Raw genomic sequence first — 22503 nt, 5'->3', positions numbered from 1 at the left:
AAACCAGGAGGAATAAAATGGGATCTCTTGCTTTAATCGCTACAGCAGCGATGGGAGTAGAATCGATCGTTGCCGATGAGGTGCGCCGCCTCGGCTATGAGTGCCAAGTGGAAAATGGAAAAGTAACGTTCGAGGGTGATGAGCTGGCGATTTGCCGTGCGAATTTATGGCTGCGCACCGCAGATCGCGTGAAATTAAAAGTCGGGGAATTTAAAGCGACGACGTTTGAGGAGCTGTTTGAGCAAACAAAAGCGTTGCCGTGGGCGGACTACTTGCCGGTGAATGCCAACTTTCCGGTGATCGGAAAATCGGTAAAATCCACGCTTTTTAGCGTCCCAGACTGTCAGGCGATTGTAAAAAAAGCGGTGGTGGAAAGTTTAAAAAAACATTACCATGTTTCCTGGTTTGAAGAAACCGGACCGCTTTACCGCATTGAAGTCGCGCTTCATAAAGATATCGCTACGCTGACGATTGACACGAGCGGAGCTGGTTTGCATAAACGCGGCTATCGCGTCCACCAAGGGGAAGCGCCGTTAAAAGAAACGTTGGCGGCCGCGCTTGTGCAATTGACAAATTGGACGCCGGACCGTCCGTTTGTCGATCCGTTTTGCGGATCGGGAACGATTCCGATTGAAGCGGCGCTGATTGGGCAAAATATCGCGCCAGGATTTAATCGCGATTTTGTATCTGAACAATGGGGATGGATTAGCGAAAAAACATGGGAGCGAGCGCGGGAGGAAGCGGAAGATTTGGCCAACTATGACCAGCCTCTCGATATTTCCGGATTTGACATTGACCATCGCATGGTGGAAATCGCAAAGGCAAACGCACTGGAAGCCGGATTTGCCGATTTAGTGTCATTTAAGCAAATGCAAGTAAAAGATTTTCGCACGCGCAAAGAGTACGGCGTGATCGTCGGCAACCCCCCGTATGGCGAGCGGCTCGGCGAGCGTAGGGAAGTAGAAGCAATGTATCGGGACATGGGCAAAACGTTCTCTGCCTTAGATACGTGGTCCATTTATATTTTGACGGCGCATCAAGAGTTTGAAAAACATTATGGGAAAAAAGCGACGAAGCGCCGCAAATTATTCAACGGCTTTATCGAAACACATTATTACCAATATTGGGGGCCGCGGCCGCCAAAAGAAAAACCGAACGGTCAATAAAATAGGTGCTGGTGGCAATGAATAGAGACATTCCTTTCTGCATATAATACGGATATTATCATGAACTACTTTTTGCAGGAAGGGGATGAAAATGACATATTGTTCGGTTGACTGGATGAAAATTTCCAAAGCGCTTGACCGCACATACGAATGTTTAGTGCAGCAAAATGCCGATGACGAACATTTAAAACAAATTGAAGCGGCTAAAAACATGTGGAAACAAGCGTTTACATACCGCATATCCAGCACGTTGAAAGCATAAGTCGGATAAAAAAGTTTGCGCTCCGATCATCGGCGGCTTATATTATTTGACTTCTTGAGAACGATCAATCATAATATTATTTTGTTAGACTTTACAAAATCGCAAGCGCGCAGCAAAAAATCGTTGCGCGCTTATGTATGCATACATAACAATGTAGTGAGTAGGAAGTTTTTTATTTATTATTTTTGGAGGTTTTTAGACGATGAGCCGTGAGCGCTATCCTTTTACATTAGAAAAAAACGAGAATTTTTTTGATAAGTTAAGCCAGTGGATTGGCGATGTGTTTTATGACATTCTGCCGGAAGCCGGTTTTGAGCTGCGGGATGAACAGATTTATATGGCGTTCCAGCTAGAACGGGCGTTTCGCGAGAAGAAAGTGATGTTTGCGGAAGCGGGAGTCGGCACGGGAAAAACGATTGTCTATTTGCTGTATGCGATTTGTTACGCCCGCTATACGGGGAAGCCGGCTATTATCGCCTGCGCTGATGAGACGCTGATTGAGCAGTTGGTGAAAAAAGAAGGGGATATCGCGAAATTATCGAATGTGCTTGGTTTGCATATTGATGTGCGACTGGCCAAGTCCCCGGATCAATATTTATGTCTAAACAAACTCGAAGAAGTAACGACATATGATGACGAGGATATCGAGCTTTATGAGCAAATTTATGATGAGCTTCCAGCGTTTGTGCACGAAAATAAGCCAATGCAGGCGTTCTATCATTACGGAGACCGGAAAGAGTACGCCCATTTGACGGATGAGCAATGGAAAAAAATCGCCTGGGATCCGTTTCAAGACTGTTTTACATGCGAAAAGCGCCATCGCTGCGGACAAACGTTATGGCGGGAGTATTACCGGAAAGCCGCCGATTTAATCGTCTGTTCCCATGATTTTTACATGGAGCATGTTTGGACATATGATGCACGCAAACGCGAAGGACAACTTCCACTTTTGCCGGAAGCGAGCTGTGTCGTATTTGACGAGGGGCATTTGCTCGAGTTTGCCGCGCAAAAAGCGCTGACATACCGGATGAAAGAAACGACGCTCGAGACGCTGCTAACAAGACTTTTAGAAAACGATATCCGCGAAGAGCTTGCCTATTTAATTGAGGAAACACTGCAAATCAGCGTCCGCTTTTTTGATGAGCTGAAATTATGTGCAAAAGAAGTAGTCGGCTCCAATCGTCAAGAAATTACGTTTTCGCCGAAATTGCTCCGCTTGGCAAAACAATTGCACGGCAAAATAATGGAGATTGGCAACGAGCTCGTGTTTGAAAGTGAAACATATACGATTGATCACTATCAATTAAATATTGTTGATGAATATTTAGATCAAATTGAATATTCGCTTGATTTATTTATGAATAATGCCGATGCCATTACGTGGCTTGAGTCATCTCGTCAGGAAACTACCCTTGTCGTCATGCCGCGCACCGTGCAGGAAGTATTGCGCGAAAAAGTGTTCAGCAAGCGGATTCCATTTATATTTTCTTCGGCGACGTTATCAAGCGGCAAATCGTTTCAATATATTGCGAGCAGCCTTGGCATTGATGAATATTTGTCTTTCAGTGTCGACTCGCCGTTTGATTATGAACAACAAATGACGATTTTTATGCCAACATTTAGAAGTGATGAAACAGTATTTGCGCAAAAGTATGCGTATGCCCTCGAAAAAATTCATGAAACAGAAGGACGAGCCCTTATTTTGTTTCCGTCACGACAAGAGCTGCAACAATTTAAAGAGGCGGCGAGCGGCGAGAAGCAATTCACCTTTTTGTTTGAAGGTGATCGGGAAATTAGCGAACTTGTCGCCACGTTCCAAGCGAATGAAGAAACGATATTGTGCGCCGAACATTTATGGGAAGGCCTGGATATTCCAGGACCGTCACTATCGAACGTCATTATTTGGTCGTTGCCATATCCGCCGAACGATCCAGTTTTTCAGGCGAAACGAAAAGCGTATGAAGATCCGTTTTGGGGTGTCGACGTCCCGTATATGTTGCTAAGGCTGCGCCAAGGAGTGGGGCGCTTAATCCGCACCCATGAAGACCGCGGCATCGTATCCATTTTTGTGACAGATGACGAAAGTAAAAAAGTGATTGAAGCTATCAAAGAAGTGCTGCCGACATTAGTGAGGGAAGAATAATTTCTTCTCTCTTTTTTTATCGTAAAAAAGAGGAAAACAGCCCTTCATCATGGAAATATTATCAATGCAGCCAAAAGCACCAAAGGTATAAGCAGTTTGTTAAACATCTATAAAATCATGTAATATCTCCTGTTATTGGGCGTGGAGAGGTGGATGTTCTTCATCTTTTTCATCATCCCCTGTCTTTTGATAAAAAATCTTCTCCCCCTTCCTCATGTTAAAAGGAAATGAAGAAGATTTAGCGAATATATGTTCTTAAGTTCCAAACAAGGGGGAAGGCAAGGGGATGAAAACAGTTCGGGGGATGAAAATCGTTTCTCATGATGAATCGCAACTTCGTTCATTAGATGAGTTGATGCGCGTCTTTGGTTCCGCGAAGCGATACGCGTTCAACCGTTTGCTGGAGGGAAGGAACGCAAAAGACATCATCCAGCACCTTCCGCGCCCATTTCGGCTTAACAAACGGTTTGCCGAAGATGCGGTCTTGCTTGCTCAATCGCTGATTTCTTCCCAACGTGAGCTACTTCCAATAAGGCTGGAGGATGTGCAAGCGAAAATCGAAAAAAACGAAAAGAAAATCGATGAGTATCAACATGGTAGAAAAACACCGAAAAAAGTCGATCTTCCAACGTGTTTAGCCGGATTACACCGACGATTAGAAAAACTGAAATCAAAAGAAGCCGAGCTAAAGCACCATCTCGACCAAGGAACGATTCCACGTGTGATTTTTGGCGGAAAACAAAACTTTTACAAGCGCTTGAAAGGAAACATCACGAACGAAGAATGGAAAGATTTGCGTTCCAATCAGTTGTACGCCAGAGGCGATAAAAGCAAAAAAGGAAATTTAAATATCCGACTCACCTATGACGACAAGACGTACCAATGTTATGTAGAAATCGCCAATCCACTTGGGCAACAAGAAGGAAAACACGCTCCCCGCTTGAGGCTGCCTGTGTCTGTTCCTGAAAAATATGAAGAGGAAAGCATTGATCTCATCATGGGAGAACCAGTCGGAGTGAATGCAAAAGGAAAGCCCATTATCGAATATCAACCATATACCGTCGAAATCCAACGCAAAAACGGGGAATATTATGTCCATCTCATCTATGAAGAAGAGGTATATGGCAGGGAACTTACCGATGATGAACCGATTCAAGCGGAACGAATCGCTGGGATTGATATCAATATGGACCGCATCGCCGTAAGCATCGTTTCGAAACAAGGAAACTTTCTTCAATCAAAAGTATTTTACTGTCATGAACTCGAATATGTGAAAGCGAATAAACGAAACAACATCGTTGGAGAAACCGTTCGTGATGTGTATGATTGGCTGCTTCAAGAGAATGTTGGGGCAGTGGTCATCGAAAACATCCAACTAAGACAACAACATGATACGGACAAACGATTCAATCGCTTGACCCACCATTTCAAAAAGAGAAAACTGACTGACACCATCATTCGTCGGGGCTTAAGGCTCGGCTTTCGTATTAAAAAAGTGAATCCGGCATACACCAGCGTCATCGGACGTTTCAAGTATAGGAAAAAGTATGGGTTATCCGTCCATGAAAGCGCCGCTTTGGTGATTGGCAGACGGGGATTAGGGTATCAGGAACGATTGCCAAAAGAACTCATGGACATCATAAAAACGAAAGTAAAACGCCATTTGATTGCGGCGTTAGGGTCGATGGAAGAATCCTACAAGCAATCGAAAAGCGGCAAGAAACAATGCCAATATATCGCGATGATGTTACGCAAAATCGAGAATTTCAAACAAGAGCATGAATGGTCGTTATGGAATATCTTGCACAAATGTTGTTGGCTGAACCAATATCAAATTCAACTGAGGGAGGTGTAGACCTGGTTGCTAAAATCGTTGTCGTGTACTGACCGATGGAAGGAATGGTGCACGACAGGTGCCGTCGCTAACAGCGAGCCACGGGGTGTCTTTCACAGTAGGTGAATGACAAGGGGCTTCCCTTCCTGATGGAACTCGGTGAGAATCCGAGCGGCAAGCGATGTTTCCTGGTTCCATCGCGATGAGTCGGTTTTTATAGATTTTAGTAACCAGGCGCTACCATGATCAAAAAAATAGAACAACAATTTTTACAATATGTCAAAAAGATGATGAGTTATAATGAAGCGATCAGCCTTATGTACTGGGACTTGCGGACAGGGGCGCCGAAAAAAGGGATTGAGCAACGTTCGGAAGTCATTGGCATGCTTTCGCAGGAAGTATTTAAAATGTCCACATCGGAGGAAATGGCCGCGTTTATCGCTGAATTGTCGCCAAAACATAAGTATGAGCAGCTTTCGGAAGTGGCCCGCCATACGTTAGAAGAATGTAAAAAAGAGTACGAGCGAAATAAAAAAATTCCGGCTGAAGAGTATAAGGAATACGTCGTGTTGCAGTCGAAAGCAGAAAGCGTATGGGAAGAGGCGAAAGCGAAAGCGGATTTTTCCCTGTTTCGTCCGTATTTAGAAAAATTAGTGGAATTCAATAAACGGTTTATTGACTATTGGGGTTATGAAGGCAATCCGTACAATACATTGCTTGACTTATATGAGCCGGGAATGACGGTCGATGTGTTGGATGAAGTATTCGGCAAGCTGCGTGAGCGCATCGTTCCGTTGGTGCAGGAAGTCGTTGCATCTCCGCATCAGCCGGAAACATCATTTTTATTCCATCCGTTCTCGAAAGAAAAACAGCGCGCTTTTAGCTTGGAGCTATTGCAGGAGCTTGGCTATGATTTTGCGAAAGGCCGGTTGGACGAAACGGTGCATCCGTTTGCCATCGGTCTGAATCCGAACGATGTCCGCATTACGACGCGGTATGACGAACGCGACTTTCGCACGGCCATTTTTGGAACGATTCATGAATGCGGTCACGCCCTTTACGAACAGCACATTTCCGAGAAATTGATCGGGACGCCGCTATGCACGGGCACATCGATGGGAATTCACGAATCGCAGTCGTTATTTTATGAAAACTTTATCGCTCGCCATTACTCGTATTGGAAACGCAACTATGCCCGTCTTAAGCAATATGCTCCAGAGCAGTTTTCTGGTGTATCTCTTGATGCGTTTTACCGGGCGATTAATGAAGCGAAGCCGTCGTTGATTCGCATTGAAGCCGATGAATTGACATATCCGTTACATATTATGGTTCGTTACGAAATCGAAAAGCAGCTGTTCAATGGAGCGATCGAAGTCAAAGACTTGCCGGAAATTTGGAACGATAAATACGAAGAATATCTCGGCATTCGCCCGCATAACGATGCGGTCGGCGTGCTGCAGGATGTCCATTGGTCTGGCGGCAGCTTCGGCTACTTCCCGTCGTATGCGCTCGGCTATATGTATGCAGCGCAGTTCAAGCATGCGATGCTAAAAGACTTGCCGCATTTCGATGAACTGCTCGAAAAAGGGGAATTAACGCCAATTCGCGAATGGTTGACAGAGCGGATCCATCAATTTGGCAAAACGAAAAAACCGCTGGAAATTTTGCAAGAGGCAACGGGAGAAGGATTAAATGCCGACTATCTTATTCGTCATTTAGAAGAAAAATATAAAGCGATATACCAATTATGAAACAAATTCCCTCCTCGTTTGGAGGAGGGAATTTGTTCTACCATAATTTATATCCTTTTGACCCTGGCGGCGCGTTTTGAATCATATCGATGAATGGCACTGTATAGGCAATCAAAATGAGCGCGACCGTAATGCCAATCCATAGTTTCCAGTTTTCCATCGCAAGTGCAGCGCGTTCTTGCGGTTCTGCCGCTTCAGCGACAGGAAACTCTGTTTCTCCTTTTGGTGCGAAAAACGCTAAGTTGATGACGATAACAAGAACTAAAATAATGCCGATGAATAAAATCGTGCCGCCGACCGCTTGCGCGATTTGATATGGAATCCATTCAAGCGCTTGCGGCGAGTTTCCGTAAGTGGAGAATGCCGAACGGCGCGGCGCACCAAGCAAACCGGCAAAGTGCATTGAACCGGACATAAACGACATGCCGATCGCCCATACCACCGTTTGAATAATCGCCAAGCGGTTCATCGCTTTTGTCATGACGCGGCCGCTTAAATGCGGAATGAGCCAGTATGCGGCGCCGAAGAACGTAAGCACGACCGTTGTGGCAATCGTTAAATGGAAATGCCCTGTTACCCAAATCGTATTATGGACAACTTGGTCCATTTGGTGAGAAGCATTGACAATTCCGCCGGCACCGGCAGGAATAAAGAACAGCATACCGACAAACGGCGCGAAAAAGCGTGCATCACCCCAAGGCAGCTTGCGAAGCCAGCCAAATAACCCAGTTGCGCCTTTCGAACGTCCGTATGCTTCAAATGTCGCAAACATCGCGAACGCCGTCATTAGTGACGGAACGACTACCATAAGCGTTAAGACAACTTGTACGTATTTCCAAAACGGTGTAATCCCCGGTTCAAGCAATTGATGGTGGAATCCGACAGGGATCGATAAAAATAGGAACAGGATAAACGCTAAACGGGCTAAAGAATCAGAGAAAATTTTTCCGCCGATCACTTTTGGAATGACAGCGTACCAAACCATGTAAGCTGGAAGTAGCCAGAAATAAACGAGCGGGTGCCCGAAATACCAGAACAATGTCCGGCTGACCAGAATGTTTATTCGGTCAACGATGCCGAGCGACCATGGCAGCAATTGGAACAACACTGTTGCAGCAACGCCTAACGTGCAAATGAGCCATAAAATCATATTAACAACAGACATAAATGTAAGCAATGGGCTTGCTTTGCCATGGTTCTGTTTTTTCCAGCGTGCATAATGGGCAAAGATCGCGAAGCCGCTGATCCAGCTGCCGACGACAACAAGGGTTAAGCCGAGATAAAAGCCGGCATGTGCTTGCAAAGGCGCGTAGAAAGTATAAAGAACCGATGCTTGCCCAGTTAAAATGAAAAACGCTGTTATCGCCGTGCCGATCGTCATGGTCCAAAAACCGACCCAGCCCCAAAAGCGGACGCGGTTGGAAAACGTTCCAGACGTACGGCTTACTGCGGCGAATTGAAATCCGATAATAAAGAATGTTGTTAAGACGAGGCCAAGCAATACACCGTGTGTAGTTAAAATCGTATAATAGCTGATGCCTGCCGGCAGCTGAAACTTTCCGGAACGCACTAGCGTTTGCAATAATCCGGCTAATCCTCCTAATGCAAGGGCGATAAACGCGACATAAATATGCGCTAAAGCTAATTTTGCATCACGACGGTCTACTTTCATTGTTTCATTCATCATTTTTCCACCACCTTAATTCGTCCAGTCATCATATGGTGACCAGCACCGCAATATTCATTGCAAAGAATCGTATATTCGCCTGGTTTATTGAACGTCTTCGTAATGGTGTTAATATAACCAGGTTCGACCATCATATTAATGTTTGTACCAGCCACTTCAAAGCCGTGAATGACGTCTTTTGACGTCACATTAATCGTCACTTTTGCCCCTTTTGGAATTTCAATTTGGTTTGGCGTAAACGCAAAGGCAGATACGACAATATTTAGCTGGTATTCATTATCCCCGGTTTTGACTAATCCAGGTTTGTTAAACGGCGGTGTTTGATCTACCTTCTCAGGATCAATCGTCGTCAAACAGCTCGGCGGCTGGTTGCCTTCGGCGAAGGCGCTTACACCGACAATGGTCAGAAATGCAAAGAGAATGCCGATTCCGAATGTAAGCCAGATTTTTTCGTACTTGTGCATATGCATGTTATATCCCCTCCCTTATAGCTACATGCGATGCAAGAATAAGAAATAAACACTAACCCATGAGAAAATGATGAAAAACCCGAGCAAGAACACAGAAGCAAGCGTGCCTTTTAATGGTGTTTCTTGCTCTTTCATTTTTGTGGTTGTTTTTGTTTGATGCAATTCTGGTTTTGCCATCTTCTATACCTCCTCCCAGAAAAACTCATCTCTAACTTCATCATACAAAATCGTTTGTAAAATGGTAGGTGAATTTTACTAGTTCACAAATTGTTCATTCCTTACTTTATCACTATAATAATCTTAAAAAATTGATATAACAGTGATTTTTCTCACATAGGATGAGGAGAAATGTGAAAATATTGTGAACGGCCGCTTCCGTCATAGCAGGAGAACAAAAGTAATCGGATCCATCCTGCGGCAAATGGCGGCCTCAACTTGCCCTCGGCCGATGGTGGCAGACACCGCGATTCGATTTCTTATTAGCAAGAAAATCATCATCATTCGGATGCTAATGATAAGTGTTGATTATTATACGAACAATAAAAGCTTTGTAATAAAAAATGTTCGTAAATATATCAAAAATGCTTTCCAAACGCCAAAAAACATGGTATACTGCAAATAACTTCATCATGCTGACTCACTCATATAATTGCAGGAATATGGCCTGCAAGTCTCTACCGGCCGACCGTAAATCGGCCGACTATGGGTGGCAATGTCAGAACGGAATTGTCGGCAAATGCCGGATAATGGGCATTTGTCTCGTTTGTTTTGGCTTAAAAGACATTGCCTGACTCATGGAATGAGTGAGGACAGTGTTTTTTAAGCTTTTTTATTTAGAGGGGGAACGGTATGCGCGAATTAATCGAAAAGATCAAGGAAGAAGGAGAAGTGCTTTCAGAGCATGTGTTGAAAGTGGATCGCTTTTTAAACCATCAAGTCGATCCGCAGTTGATGAAGAAAATTGGTGAACATTTTGCCAATGAGTTTCGCCATGAGCGGATTACGAAAGTGCTGACGCTGGAATCTTCCGGCATCAGCCCGGCTTTGATGACTGCTTATGAGTTAAACGTTCCGCTGCTTGTGGCGCGGAAGCGGAAACCGGTAACGCTATCGGAAAACACATATAAAGCGAGCGTATATTCGTTTACAAAACGAGAAGAAACGGAAATTTTCGTTTCGCAGACGCTGCTTGACTGTGAAGACCGCGTGTTAATTGTTGATGATTTTTTAGCAAACGGCCAAGCGGCATTAGGTCTTACAGACATCGTGCAGCAGGCGAAAGCGTATGTCGCCGGCATCGGCATTGTCATTGAAAAAGCGTTCCAAGATGGCGGGCAGCTGCTTCGCTCCCGCGGTTATCGCGTTGTGTCATTGGCGCGAATTGCCTCGCTGCAAGGCAAAACGGTGAAATTGATCGAAGAGGTGATGTGCGAATGAAACCGTTGCAAATATTTTCATTGGGAGTTCAACATGTGCTGGCTATGTATGCGGGAGCGATTATCGTGCCACTTATTGTCGGCGGGGCGCTGCACTTGACGGCACAGGAGCTTACGTATTTAGTGGCGATTGACTTGTTTACGTGCGGGATTGCGACGTTATTACAAGTGTGGAAAAACAAATTTTTCGGCATCGGCCTTCCGGTTATGCTCGGCTGTACGTTTACGGCGGTCGGCCCGATGATTGCGATCGGACAGCAATACGGGTTGTCTGCCATCTACGGGGCGATTATTTCCGCAGGAGTGTTTGTCGTAATCATTGCCAAATATTTCAGCAAGCTGCGCGTGCTGTTTCCGCCGATTGTGACCGGTTCGGTCGTTACCGTTATCGGACTGACGCTCATTCCAGCGGCGATGAATAATATGGCCGGCGGGCAGGGGGCAAAGGATTTCGGTGACATCAGTAACATTGCGCTTTCGTTTGGCGTGCTCGTGCTGATTGTCATCTTATACCGCTTCTTTACCGGGTTTGTTCGTTCGATTGCCATTTTGCTCGGTATGGTTATCGGAACGCTGGCGGCGGCATTGATGGGGAAAGTGGATGTGAGCGCGGTGGCCGAAGCTTCCTGGGTTCACCTGCCGCACGTGTTTTACTTTGGTACTCCGACGTTCAACGCCACAGCGATCTTGACCATGATTTTAGTCGCGCTCGTCAGTTTAGTCGAATCGACCGGCGTGTATTTTGCGCTTGGTGATATTTGCTCCCGAAAATTATCGGATAACGATCTGGCGAGTGGCTACCGCGCCGAGGGGCTGGCGATGGTGCTTGGCGGCTTGTTGAATGCATTTCCGTATACGACTTATTCGCAAAATGTCGGACTTGTCCAGCTATCGGGAGTTAAAACGCGCCGCGTCATTTATGTGGCGGGGGGCATGCTGATTATGCTCGGATTGGTTCCTAAAATCGCTGCCATCGCGACGATTATTCCGGCGCCAGTGCTCGGCGGCGCGATGCTGGCGATGTTTGGCATGGTCATTGCCTATGGAATTAAAATGTTAAGCCAAGTTGAATTTACGTCGCAAGAAAACTTATTTATCATTGCCTGCTCGGTTGGCATGGGGCTTGGGGTGACTGCTGTCCCTAACTTATTCGCCGAACTTCCGGCAAGTATCCGCATTTTAACGGACAGCGGCATCGTCGCCGGCAGTCTCACTGCGATCGTGTTAAACATTTTGTTTAACGTGTTACCAGCGAAAAAAAGAGTGCAATCTGTTCCGTCACTCCGTGAACAACAAGTGTCATAATCCTCTTTAAATTAAATTATCCAACATATTAAAGTGAAAATATGTTAAAACGTCATCTACATTTTCTTATCATGTTGGTAGGGAAATGGAGATGACGTTTTTTATTTCTTATTAAAACGGAAGAGGGCAGCATTCAGAAATGTAGCAGAAAACAGAAGTAAACAAATGCGATTCGAAGGGTTCATGGCTTCCTACGCCTCCCTTGCATTCGATCATCGAGAAGATCACCTACAGGGGGATGTGTCTTCCGGTTTTAAACTTAGAATACGAGTATCAGGCATATCTGTTAATGGGTCGAACCGATAAGGCTAAGATGCTCTACAATTGGCTAACTGAGCATCGTGCCTAAATAATTTTATGTCTGTAACAACAGCAATTCCTCCGACCAATTCGCATTAGAATTGGTCTTTTAATTTTTGTTAGTATATCAACATTTTTATTGTTTTGGTGTATAAAATCGCAACTAAATTCACATACGGATTAGCAAAATGGTAATCATGATTGTCACCGAAAAAATTGATGTGCTAAAATGATTGCTAATTTATATACTAAAATGATTGTTATTTTGGTGAGTGATATTATTTCCTCAGCTAATTCATCCTCCTGTCATAATAGGATGATTTTTTGGAGATAATATGAAATTTTATGTTAATATTTTTGTAAAGGTTATTCCATTATAGGGGCAGTCTATTGAAGAAAGAAAAGGTTATTTTTGTCTACTTTTACTGTAAAGTAGAGAATAAATTTGAGTTTTATACCAAAAGGAGTGGGAGAATGTTTCCAATACTAGAAACAGAAAGACTGCTATTGAGAGAAATTGTTAAAGAAGATGCCCAAGGTATCTTCGATTGCTTTTCTAATAGCGATGTGACACGTTATTATGGACTAGACCCTTTAACAAGCATAGAGCAAGCAGAAGAGCTTGTTGAGTCTTTTGCAAAGAACTACAAAGAAAAACGTGGCATTAGATGGGGAATAGAAATAAAAGGTAAGAAAGGGATTATCGGAACAATCGGGTTTAACGCTTGGTCTCCTAAACATAAGAGAGCGGAGATAGGCTATGAGCTTCATCCAAAGTATTGGCGAAAAGGATATGCAACCGAAGCTGTTTCTGCAGTTATATCATATGGATTTAAAGAACTTGATTTAACTCGTATTGGAGCAGTTGTTTTTCTTGAAAATAAAGCATCTAATGAATTACTAACAAAACTAGGCTTTCAAAAAGAAGGGGTTCTGAGAAGTTATATGTATCAAAATGGTGTTCCATATGATACAAACGTTTACTCTTTGTTAAAATCAATTTAGTAGGGGTAGAGGGAGCATCGGTCGATTTTGGTATCATATCCCAGTAAATGGAAAATGACTTGAGAAACCACATAGGCAACTCAAGTCATTTCGTGTTTATACAGGAAACTCAGGGATAACACGCTCATATTCATTCTGAATTCTGTATTTCAAAATCCTGTTGACAATGAAGTAAATAATAATTTATTATTAGATCGGTTATAAAGTAAATATATATTTATCTTTTTTATTCAAATTAGGTATATAACGAATTAAAAGGTAAATATATATTTATTATTTCTATGTAGATAATAAACATATATTTATTGTTCAATTTATCACAACACAGTAAGAAGAAAAAGGAGTGTTTTTATGTATTCATCCGGGTTGAAGTTTGGGATATATCCGCTTAGTGTGGCCGGTACACCCACTGGTTTAGCTGTCGGACCTCAAGACAACTATGAGCAAATTCAACAGGCATTAAAACGCCTTCGAGGAGAATCTAAATCGCTGTTACTGAGAATTTATCTCGTTTATACGGGACCGACTGATTCGGAAGAGAAACTCTTATCGATCGTGGAGAAATATGTGCGTTTGGGATTAATGGGAGACTTGGTAGTAGGTTCTTTGGCTCCGAACATAGAGATGGATCACTGGCTCGGGCTTATTAGGAAAATAATTAGACAGTATGGTTCCTATATTGATTCACTGCAAATTACGAACGAACCCAACTTGGCCTTTATGGACGGAGCGAACCCTAACGTCCTGCAACTATTGGTGCAGGGGGTTATTGCAGCAAAAGAGGAAGCGCAAGCAGCGAATGTTCAAGTGGATATCGGATTTGGATCTGTACCGGATATCGGTCCGAAGGTGGTTTCGCATTTCTGGGAAAACCTTGCCGAACTTGGTGGAGAGGAATTCGTGAATTCATTGGATTATGTCGCACATAATTTTTATGTAGATGTATTTGAACCACCGCTCTCTTTGGAAAAAATTCCGGCTTCCGTCGAGCACCTGTTGCGCCGTTTTCGTGAAGTGAATCTCAAGACAGCTGGCATACCCGATTCCATCCCTATACGCATTACAGAAAACGGATGGCCTACCGGCAAAAACCCCTTTACAGGCAAAGACAGATCTTACGAACATCAATCTGAAGTACTAGAGACGATCATACGGACAATTTATATACTACGTCAAGAACTCAATATCACACATTATGAGCTTTTTGGTCTCAGGGATGCAGACAGTTCCAAAGATGATCTCTTTCATCAATTTGGCATCATGCGGGATGATTATACTCCGAAACCGGCGTTTTATACATTTCAGCGTTTGATACAGGAGTTAGGAATTTGAAAGTGTTCACAAAGGCATTTGAGGGGAATTTATAAAAAACACATTGCTATTAGTTCAAAAAAAACGCTCGGAATGAAAATCCGCGCGTTTTTTTGCGATTTATATGTATTTTTGTGTTAAATGTATTGCTAATTACCTTGTTATTTAGTGTATTTTTTAATATATTTTCCCTCCCTGGAGTAAACCCGTTACAATATGGCCGCTCTTTTTTTGTTTATGCATACGATGCCGGCGTTAGTAACAAAATAACGGTAAAGGAAATGGAAAGAGAGGTGTTTTTATGCCGGCGATTCTTTCGGTTGGAACGGCGACATTGCCATATAAAGTAAGCCAAGCAGAAACGAAGCAATATGTCAAGCGGCTGTTTTCCTCCAGCTTTCCCCATATCGACCGCCTGCTCCATGTGTTCGACAACGGAGAAATTGAGTCAAGATCGTTTGTAAAGCCGCTTGCCTGGTACCAAAAGCGGCATCGGTTTTCCGAAAAAAATGATTTATATATAGAAAGCGCGCTTCGTTACGGGTGTGAAGCCGTTCAAACATGCCTTAACAACGCGGCGTTTTTGTCAAAACCGATCGGATACGACGAAATCGAAGCGATTTTTTATATTTCGACGACGGGGCTGGCCACTCCGAGCATGGAAGCACGCATCATGAATATGTTGCCTTTTTCGCCGCATACGAAGCGAATTCCGATTTGGGGATTGGGATGTGCGGGGGGAGCGGCGGGTCTTGCGCGCGCCTATGAATATTGCCTGGCGTTTCCGCGGGCGAAAGTGCTGGTCATCGCGGCCGAGTTTTGCAGTTTAACGTTTCAGCCGGACGATCATTCGAAACGCAATTTTATCGGCACCTCATTGTTTGCCGATGGAGTGGCGTGCGTATGCATTGCCGGCGACGAGGCGGCCGGTGAAGCAGGACGGCCGCATATTATTGCCACGCAATCCGCGCTGATGCCGGACTCGGAAGATGTGATGGGCTGGGATGTCCGCGATAACGGCCTGTTCGTCATTTTTTCGAAAGATATTCCTTCGCTCATTCACACGTGGCTGCGGCCGCGAGTGCAGTCGTTTTTGCAGAAGCACGGGCTGGCGTTTGACGACATCAGCCATTTTATTGTTCATCCGGGCGGTAAAAAAGTCATTGAGGCGTATGAAGCGGCGTTTGGCATCGATAAAGAAAAAACCAACATATCCTTCCAGGTGCTGAAAGAGTTCGGCAACATGTCCTCGGCTACCGTCTGCGTCGTGCTCGAGCGCTTTATGAAACAGCCGATCCCAGCAGGCGATTACGGACTGATGGTGGCGCTCGGCCCGGGATTTAGCGCGGAAATGATTTTGCTCAGATGGGAGTGACAACAACCGTGTTTTACCTTTTTTTGCTGTGGATTGTCGGCATGCGCGTTATAGAACTCATCATCGCGAAACGAAATGAGCGGATCGTCAAAGCGATGGGGGCGAAAGAGTTTGGCGCGCGCCATTATCCATGGATCGTAGCGATGCACGTCTTATTTTTGCTTTCGTTTGCGGCCGAGTCATTATGGAAGGGGGCAGAACCTTCTCCATGGTGGCCGTTTCTTTTTAGTTTGTTTCTCATCGTGCAAGGATTGAGGATATGGACGCTATCATCGCTTGGTCGCTTTTGGAATACGAAAATATTAGTGCTGCCTCATGCACCGGTCGTTGCCAAAGGTCCGTATCGCTGGATCCGCCACCCAAATTATTTTATTGTTACGATGGAAATATGGCTCATTCCTTTTATGTTTCAGGCCTATTGGACGGCGCTCGTTTTCTCGATCGTCAATGGAATCATGCTAGCGATTCGCATTGCCGCCGAAGAAGAGGCGTTAAGGTCGCTGACGAATTATGGCGAACAGTTCGCGGCGCGCCCCCGCTTTTTCCCGTTTCGTCCCGTTAAGTAAAAGACGGGACATTTTATTTTTTTGTTGGGAAAAGTGTGTAAATACAGTAAAATGAATGTATACGATATTAACGCGTGAGGGGTATTGTACATGAGTTCACTGACAGGGCAAACGCCGCTAACACCATGGCTGCAAAAAATGATCCATATATACGACATATTCATCGCCGACGGCGATGAAACGAACGCGAAAAAAGTGCGGCAGCTGTTGGAAAAAACGGCAAAACGGGAATTTGTGATCGCGTTTTGCGGCCATTTTTCCGCCGGCAAATCGAGCTTGATCAACGCGCTGCTTGGCGAGCCGCTATTGCCGTCAAGCCCGATTCCAACCAGCGCCAACTTAGTAAAGGTGAAATCGGGAAAAGAATATGTGCGTGTTTTTTATAGACACGAGCCGCCGGTCGAATACGACCCGCCGTACAATGAGGAGCTGATTCGCGCCCAATGCAAAGACGGGGATGCGATTGAATTAATTGAAGTAAGCCGGCAGACTTCGCGCATTCCTAGCGGCATTGTAATGATGGATACGCCGGGAATCGATTCGACTGACGATGCCCACCGGCTTGCCACCGAATCGGCGCTGCATTTAGCCGACGTTGTGTTTTATATGATGGATTATAACCATGTGCAGGCGGAGTTGAATTTTCAGTTCACGAAAGAACTAACCAACGGGGGAAAGACGTTATACCTTATTGTGAACCAAATTGATAAACACCGCGAGCAGGAATTGCCGTTTCACACCTTTCGCCAGTCGGTGGAAGAAGCGTTTCGCGACTGGGGAGTAAAAGCGGAGCGCGTTTTTGTTACCTCGTTAAAGGAGCCAGACCATCCATATAATGAATGGAACGAACTGGTACACTGCTTGCATGCGCTATTTCGCGACAAAGACGGCCGGCTGCGGTATGGAGTGGAAACGGCGCTAAAGCGGCTTGTCGACGAGCATGTTCGTTGGCTGAAGGAACGGGACGAAGAGCAGGAACAAGCGCTGCGGATGCGGCTTTCCGAACTGGGAGGCGCGGAAGCGGAAGGGAAAGCGGCGCAGGAAAGCTTGGCGCGCCTGCAAGCGGAGCTGGAAGAGCTTGACGCAGCCCCATATCAGCTAGAAGAGGACTTTCGCCGCGAGCTGGACGGAATATTGGAACATGCTTACATCATGCCGTTTGAAACAAGGGAGCTGGCAAAAGCATATTTACAATCGATGCAACCGGATTTTAAAATCGGCCTTTTCTTTGCCAAGGCGAAAACGGAACAGGAACGTGAAAAGCGATTGCAGGCGTTTTATGAAAATGTAAAAGAAAAAGCGGTGGCGCAAATCGAATGGTACGTACGCCAGCTGCTGCTTCGTTTTAGCAAAGAACACGCCATCGATGACCTCACACTGCTTCGTGATTGCCAGCAATGGACGGTGACATGGGAGGCGGAAATGCTGACAAGTCTCGTCAAAAAAGGCGCCGGGGTGACCGGGGAGGCGGTGTTAAACTATACGAATGATGTCGCCTACGAGCTTAAAAAGCGGTATCGCGATGCGGCGCTGCAGTTGTTTGCCGCGCTGCTAGAAAAATGGAAGGAACAAGCGGGAGAAAAACGCCGTCAGTTAAAAAAGCGGCTGGCTATAGAAACAGAAAAGTATGAAGTCCTTTGTGAGCTGTCTTGCCGCAGCGAAGAGCGGGAACAACGGCGGCAGAAGCTAATGAACTTGCTTGCATCGGACCGTTGTGGAGAAGACATTGATGAAAAGCGACTTGTCGAGCTGACCGAACTTCCTGTTATGAGAAAGCAGCGGCATGAAGCGGCGGCGCTTGCTTCCAAACAGACGGAAGAAAAACAGCCGCCATCCGTTTCAGAGCAAGCGCTCGATCGGCCAATTGGATCGTCGCGCAAAAAAGTGCAGCAAGCGGTACACCATCTCGAAGAAACGGCAAAAACAATCGAAACGATCGGCATTATGAACCGGTTTGTCCCATCCTTAATTGAGAAAGCAAAACGATTGCAACACCGCACCTTTACTGTCGCGCTCTTTGGCGCGTTCAGCGCCGGCAAGTCATCGTTTGCTAACGCGCTGATGGGCGAACGGCTGCTGCCGTCATCGCCGAACCCGACAACGGCAACGATTAATAAAATTGCGCCGCCAACCGAAGCGAACCCGCACGGCACGGCCCTAGTGCAAGTAAAAAACAGCAAACAGCTGTTTTCTGACATCCAGGCGTCGCTCCGCTATTTTCAGCAGGAGGCGGAAACGTGGGAAGAAGCATGGACGATGTGCCAGAAAATAGCAGGTTTAGAAAAAGTGGAGCCGCACCAAAAGCCACACTATGCATTTCTCCGCGCGGTTCTTTCCGGTTATGAGCGCATGAAAGAGCGGCTCGGCCATACGTTCCGCATCGGGCTTGATGAGTTTTATAAATATGTGGCCGATGAAGCGACCGCCTGTTTTATTGAATGGGTGGAGCTGTACTACGACTGCGCTCTTACCCGCCAAGGGATCACCTTGGTCGACACGCCTGGAGCCGATTCAATTAATGCACGCCATACGGGTGTGGCGTTTGATTATATTAAAAACGCCGATGCGGTTTTATTTGTTACGTATTACAACCATGCGTTTTCCAAGGCAGACCGCGAATTTTTAATCCAGCTCGGCCGCGTCAAAGACACCTTTGCGCTTGATAAAATGTTTTTTATCGTCAATGCCGCGGACTTAGCGCGCTCTAAAGAGGAATTGGACGCTGTCTTGGCGTATATGAAAGACCAGCTTTCCCGCTTTGGCATCCGTTTTCCGCGCCTTTACGCGCTGTCAAGCCGTTTCGCCTTGGAGGAGAAAATGGGCAGTCCAACGAAAGGGCAATACGGCTTTTTAACCGAATCGGGCATTGGCACGTTTGAGAAAGATTTTATGCGCTTTATAACCGAAGAGTTAATGGAAGTGGCGATTCAAGGCGCTTATGCGGAAATCGAACGGATGCATCAAACGATAGTGGAATACATCCATGCCGCGCAAAAAAGCGGGAAGGAAAAAGCGGCCAAACGGCAGGCGCTGCTAGCGGAACAAGCAAAAATGCATGATATTCTCGGCAAGATAGCGGCCGGGCACGATTGGCAGGCGCTGATCCAGGAAACAGATGAACTTGTGTATTACGTCAAACAGCGCGTATCGCTGCGGCTTAACGACTGGTTTAAAGAAGCGTTTAACCCGGCTTCCTTAAGGGATGACGGGCGCGATATCCGCCGCGCTTTAAACATGTGTCTCGAAGAGTTGCTGCATTCGGTAGGTTTTGACTTGGCACAAGAAATGCGGGCGACGAGTTTACGAGTGGAGAAGTTTTTGAAAGAGCGGCTTCAAGATCAATTTGCTGATGCATGCCATAAGATGGAACAGATTCATCCAGGGATGCCGCTTTCCAATTTAGAGGCTGTTTCCTTTGTTACACCGGAATTTAGCAACGGGCTGGAGCACATGGACCGGTCAAGATTTGCAAAAGCATTATCGCTGTATAAAAACGCGAAATCGTTTTTTGAGCGGGACGAAAAGCGGGTAATGAAAGAGGAAATCGAAAAACAACTGCAGCAGCCAATCGATGAATACCTTGCCGCCCAAAAGCAACAACTGCTTTCCGCTTACGAAGGGCAATATAAAGCGGCAATCGATGAGCTAATCGCCGTTTTAACCCGCCAAGTTGACGATCATTTTACGGGTCTATACACGGCGTTAACGGATGCGCTCGATATCGGCCAGCTGCGCCAATGCGAAGCCGAATTAGCTCGTATATTGGAGGAACGAGGATGAACAAGGTCATCGAACGCGGGCTGATGGCGATCGAAAAACAGCAAGCGGTCCGCATATTGTATGCGTGTGAGGCAGGGAGCCGCTCCTATGGAATGGAGACGCCATCGAGCGATTATGACATCCGGCTGATTACGATGAAACCGGTCCGCGCGTATGTATCGGTTGTCAAACCGTCTTTGGCGTGGAGCCATTCCGCCCCGCCGTATGAATGGCACAGTTGGGATATTTTTAAGGCACTGGAGCTGCTTCGCAAATCCAATCCATCGCTGTATGAGTGGTTCTCGACGCCGATCGTTTACGCAAAGGACGATTTCTTTTACACGAAAATGAAGGAAATGATTGGTAAACATTACTCATTACGAGTTTTGGCCCATCATTACCATTGGCTGGCAATAAAAAATATTCATACTCTCACAAAAAAAGAAATGGAGCGAAATGCATATATAAAAACGTATGTACAGGCGCTGCGCGGCGCGCTTATGTTTCGCTGGATCGTGCGCCGCGGTACGCTGCCGCCGCTTCCGCTTGCGGAATTGGTCGACGGGGACGCGTCGCTACGCGAGCTTGTAGAGCGGCTGAAGCTGGCCAAACAAGGAGAACAGACAGATGTTCGCCTGTTTGCGCCGGAAACAGTAGAATCGCTTCTTGACGTTGATTTGTCGGTCATTGAAACGCTGCCGGCGGGGGAGCCGCTCGATGTCCGCATGCTTGATGAGTTGGCATGGACGCTATTAGGCGTATAAAAAGGGGAGATGGGATGAATCGGTTTCACGCGTGCGCCACGTGCATTCATTACGGAATGCAAAAGACGAAAAAAGGACTTTATACGTATTGTCAGCGGCTTGGCTATGAAACGAAGCCGTATTACCAATTCAACTGCTGGACGCCAAAGCCCAAGGTGCGAAAGCTAATGGAAAAAGAAATGCGAAAGGAAGATCATTATGACTGAAGTGCACCAAGCGATTACCGCCCATTTGCAAAAGCAGCATGCCATCCTTAAGCGGTTTGCCGAACTCGAACAAGAGCGGGAGCGCTATATTGAGGAAGCCGTGATGCTTTGCCAAAACGGGCAGCCGTTTACAGTCGAAAAAATTAACGCGGTGACTAAAAAGATAAACGAACTGGCAAAACAAGGGACAGTACCGGTGCGGAAATATGTGACGGCAGAAATGGTCAAGGAGTATGTGGAGCGCAGCAAAAAGTAGGGGGGAAGCAAAATGAAGCATATCGTTTCACAAGCATGGCTGGCGGAGCGGCTTAACAAGGAAGATGTCCGCATCATCGACTGCCGCTTTTATTTAAACGACCCAAAGCGCGGATTGGCGGAATATATCGAAGACCATATTCCTGGCGCTCTCTATTTTGACTTAGAAAAAGATTTGTCGGCGCCGGTTTCCAACCATGGCGGCCGCCATCCGCTTCCATCTGTGGAAGAAGTGGCGGAAAAATTAGGTGCGGCCGGCATTGATGAAACGGTGACGGTCGTAGCCTATGACGATCAAGACGGAGCGATGGCCGCGCGGTGCTGGTGGCTGCTTCGCTATCTTGGGCATGAGCGCGTCTATGTCCTCGATGGGAACTATACACAATGGAAAGAAAAAGGCTATCCTGTCACCGCCGAAATTCCGGCAGTACCGCCGCGTTCGTTTCAGCCGCGCCTGCAGCCGTCGTGGCTGGCGACCGTTGATGATGTGCGCCGCGCCGTCCGCAAAGGTTCAGCCGTTTTGATTGATTCACGCGAATGGAAGCGCTACGCGGGAATTGAAGAACCGATCGACCTTGTTGCCGGCCACATTCCGGGAGCGGTTCATATGTTTTGGAAAGATGGGATAATGGATGGCGGATATTGGAAAAATCCGAAACAACAGGCGCAGCGTTTTGCTTTCCTTCGCAAAGACGCCCCGATTATCGTATACTGCGGTTCAGGGGTAACGGCATGTCCAAACGTGCTTGCCTTAAAAGAAGCGGGCTATACAAATGTCCGTTTATATGCCGGAAGCTGGAGCGACTGGATTTCGTATCCGGATCATCCGATTGCGTTAGGAGAAAAATAGCAGTATATTTGTTGCTTGCGGGCCGATACTATGGATGTACCCCTGTTACAAAAAGGAG

19 protein-coding genes and 1 riboswitch are annotated in these 22503 nt (G+C 46.0%); of the genes, 16 read left to right on the top strand and 3 right to left on the bottom strand.

Annotation, left to right across the window (positions count from 1 at the left end):
- The first annotated feature begins 17 nt into the window (after window positions 1–17).
- The 5 genes from AC1WMD_RS07390 (at window position 18) to AC1WMD_RS07370 (ending at window position 7156) form a co-directional block, all read left to right on the top strand.
- Window positions 18–1166, top strand: coding sequence for a THUMP domain-containing class I SAM-dependent RNA methyltransferase (locus AC1WMD_RS07390; protein ID WP_494256504.1), 1149 nt, complete (start codon window positions 18–20; stop codon window positions 1164–1166).
- A 91-nt stretch (window positions 1167–1257) separates the two neighbouring features.
- Window positions 1258–1428, top strand: coding sequence for a hypothetical protein (locus AC1WMD_RS07385; RefSeq protein ID WP_186003853.1), 171 nt, complete (start codon window positions 1258–1260; stop codon window positions 1426–1428).
- A 202-nt stretch (window positions 1429–1630) separates the two neighbouring features.
- Window positions 1631–3571, top strand: a complete 1941-nt coding sequence (locus AC1WMD_RS07380; RefSeq protein ID WP_043904984.1) for an ATP-dependent DNA helicase — start codon at window positions 1631–1633, stop codon at window positions 3569–3571.
- A gap of 286 nt (window positions 3572–3857) precedes the next feature.
- Window positions 3858–5426 carry an SSO2105 N-terminal domain-containing protein gene (locus tag AC1WMD_RS07375; protein WP_494256502.1) on the top strand — a complete coding sequence of 523 codons (1569 nt, stop codon included), beginning with the start codon at window positions 3858–3860 and terminating at the stop codon, window positions 5424–5426.
- 221 nt (window positions 5427–5647) lie between these two features.
- Window positions 5648–7156, top strand: coding sequence for a carboxypeptidase M32 (locus tag AC1WMD_RS07370; protein ID WP_043904983.1), 1509 nt, complete (start codon window positions 5648–5650; stop codon window positions 7154–7156).
- A gap of 37 nt (window positions 7157–7193) precedes the next feature.
- On the opposite strand, the gene AC1WMD_RS07365 is transcribed toward AC1WMD_RS07370, so the two are convergent.
- From AC1WMD_RS07365 to AC1WMD_RS07355, 3 genes are read right to left on the bottom strand one after another with little or no spacing between them, the layout of a single operon-like run.
- Window positions 7194–8843 carry a b(o/a)3-type cytochrome-c oxidase subunit 1 gene (locus AC1WMD_RS07365; RefSeq protein ID WP_043904982.1) on the bottom strand — a complete coding sequence of 550 codons (1650 nt, stop codon included), beginning with the start codon at window positions 8841–8843 and terminating at the stop codon, window positions 7194–7196.
- Window positions 8840–9313: a cytochrome c oxidase subunit II gene (locus AC1WMD_RS07360; protein ID WP_043904981.1), complete on the bottom strand. Its 474-nt coding sequence runs from the start codon at window positions 9311–9313 to the stop codon at window positions 8840–8842. Before AC1WMD_RS07360 ends, AC1WMD_RS07365 begins: the two co-directional genes overlap by 4 nt.
- A 21-nt stretch (window positions 9314–9334) precedes the next feature.
- A complete protein-coding gene (locus AC1WMD_RS07355) occupies window positions 9335–9490 on the bottom strand; it encodes a cytochrome c oxidase subunit 2A (RefSeq protein WP_043904980.1) in 156 nt (51 codons plus the stop codon).
- Window positions 9491–9934: 444 nt separating this feature from the next.
- Window positions 9935–10036: riboswitch (purine riboswitch) on the top strand.
- Window positions 10037–10162: 126 nt separating this feature from the next.
- Here AC1WMD_RS07355 and AC1WMD_RS07350 point away from each other — a divergent pair.
- The 11 genes from AC1WMD_RS07350 to AC1WMD_RS07300 all read left to right on the top strand — a co-directional run bounded on the left by AC1WMD_RS07350 (window position 10163) and on the right by AC1WMD_RS07300 (window position 22445).
- Window positions 10163–10750, top strand: coding sequence for a xanthine phosphoribosyltransferase (locus AC1WMD_RS07350; RefSeq protein ID WP_043904978.1), 588 nt, complete (start codon window positions 10163–10165; stop codon window positions 10748–10750).
- The gene (locus AC1WMD_RS07345) at window positions 10747–12054 is read left to right on the top strand and encodes a nucleobase:cation symporter-2 family protein (RefSeq protein WP_043904977.1); all 1308 of its coding nucleotides are present in this window, start codon (window positions 10747–10749) and stop codon (window positions 12052–12054) included. Before AC1WMD_RS07350 ends, AC1WMD_RS07345 begins: the two co-directional genes overlap by 4 nt.
- 774 nt (window positions 12055–12828) lie before the next feature.
- Window positions 12829–13359, top strand: a complete 531-nt coding sequence (locus AC1WMD_RS07340; protein ID WP_043904976.1) for a GNAT family N-acetyltransferase — start codon at window positions 12829–12831, stop codon at window positions 13357–13359.
- A gap of 351 nt (window positions 13360–13710) precedes the next feature.
- Window positions 13711–14691 (top strand): glycoside hydrolase family 17 protein, encoded by a 981-nt coding sequence (locus AC1WMD_RS07335; protein WP_494256500.1) that lies wholly within the window; start codon window positions 13711–13713, stop codon window positions 14689–14691.
- Between the two features lie 280 nt (window positions 14692–14971).
- Complete coding sequence (locus tag AC1WMD_RS07330) at window positions 14972–16045, top strand: type III polyketide synthase (protein WP_494256498.1); 1074 nt, start codon at window positions 14972–14974, stop codon at window positions 16043–16045.
- Between the two features lie 41 nt (window positions 16046–16086).
- Window positions 16087–16611: an isoprenylcysteine carboxyl methyltransferase family protein gene (locus tag AC1WMD_RS07325; protein ID WP_494256694.1), complete on the top strand. Its 525-nt coding sequence runs from the start codon at window positions 16087–16089 to the stop codon at window positions 16609–16611.
- Window positions 16612–16701: 90 nt separating this feature from the next.
- Window positions 16702–20391 (top strand): dynamin family protein, encoded by a 3690-nt coding sequence (locus AC1WMD_RS07320; RefSeq protein WP_494256497.1) that lies wholly within the window; start codon window positions 16702–16704, stop codon window positions 20389–20391.
- Complete coding sequence (locus tag AC1WMD_RS07315) at window positions 20388–21134, top strand: nucleotidyltransferase domain-containing protein (protein ID WP_494256496.1); 747 nt, start codon at window positions 20388–20390, stop codon at window positions 21132–21134. The genes AC1WMD_RS07320 and AC1WMD_RS07315 overlap by 4 nt, the downstream gene beginning before the upstream one ends.
- Before the next feature lie 14 nt (window positions 21135–21148).
- Window positions 21149–21340, top strand: coding sequence for a hypothetical protein (locus AC1WMD_RS07310; RefSeq protein ID WP_043904970.1), 192 nt, complete (start codon window positions 21149–21151; stop codon window positions 21338–21340).
- On the top strand, window positions 21333–21596 hold the full coding sequence (locus AC1WMD_RS07305; protein WP_043904969.1) for a YpbS family protein: 264 nt from the start codon (window positions 21333–21335) through the stop codon (window positions 21594–21596). Before AC1WMD_RS07310 ends, AC1WMD_RS07305 begins: the two co-directional genes overlap by 8 nt.
- A gap of 12 nt (window positions 21597–21608) precedes the next feature.
- Window positions 21609–22445: a sulfurtransferase gene (locus AC1WMD_RS07300; protein ID WP_494256494.1), complete on the top strand. Its 837-nt coding sequence runs from the start codon at window positions 21609–21611 to the stop codon at window positions 22443–22445.
- The last annotated feature ends 58 nt before the right edge of the window (window positions 22446–22503 follow it).

The organism is Parageobacillus sp. NEAU-HV-2 (assembly GCF_059115485.1).
Note: the sequence above shows the minus strand (reverse complement) of the source record. Positions and strands in the feature narration are given on the sequence as shown.